1 protein-coding gene is annotated in these 855 nt (G+C 52.7%); it reads right to left on the reverse strand.

Going from position 1 to position 855, the window contains the following annotated elements:
- Window positions 1-55: 55 nt before the first annotated feature.
- The coding region (locus tag CWE07_RS14270; protein ID WP_126819035.1) for an IS5 family transposase at window positions 56-855 on the reverse strand (800 nt) is incomplete at its 5' end.

Consider the following 855-nt stretch of genomic DNA (forward strand, 5'->3'; position numbering starts at 1 on the left):
GGCCTTGTTGATCAAATCCGTACCGAGGGTAAAATTGCCCCTTTCCCACCTGGGGTTAGCGCACCATTTCGCTCACAGGCATCCCAAGGCGTGTTAATTTATTAAGTACGGCGACCCGTACATAACCCTCTCCGACCTGCGCGTTGTAACTATGGTAACGCAACCGCTCGCCGGTCAGGCTTTTGAACCGCCACATCGCGGTTTCCGCTAATGAACGCTGGTGGTAACCGGTATCATGCTTCCATTGCGCTAACTGGCCTTGCTTCAAGGCTTTAACTGCGTCGTTTCGCGGGTGGTCGCCACGCCAGTATCTAGCGTTGCTGCGCGGCGGTATACAGGGGGTTGCGTTTTTACGGGCTATTTCCCGGTAACATTCTTTGGTGTCGTAGGCTCCGTCGCCGGTTACCTTGCCTACTTTTCGGCGGCCCATTTTCTTTAGCATCGTCGGGAGAACTTCGTTGTCTCCGACATTAACCAGAGAGACTTCTTCACACACGACTTGTTGGCTTTCGACGTCTACGCCCAGGTGGAGTTTACGCCAAGTACGACGCTTTTCTTGGCCATGCTTGCGCACTTTCCATTCGCCTTCACCGAATACTTTTAGTCCGGTCGCATCAAACACCACGTGTGCTACAGGACCTGACGGGCGTGGTATTTTCACCTTCACCGTGCGAGCCCGCTTGCTGACACTGCTGTAATCAGGGCTTTTTAGCGGCACATCCATCAACTTAAACAAGGAGTTTAAGAAACCTTCGGTACTGCGCAAGCTGAGTTTATACACAGCCTGAAGCATCATGAACGTGACGATAGCTTGGTCGCTGTATGTCAGGTCTCTGCCACGTTTGCCGTTTGGTG

This window comes from Aliidiomarina maris (genome assembly GCF_003987335.1).
Taxonomy (GTDB): domain Bacteria; phylum Pseudomonadota; class Gammaproteobacteria; order Enterobacterales; family Alteromonadaceae; genus Aliidiomarina; species Aliidiomarina maris.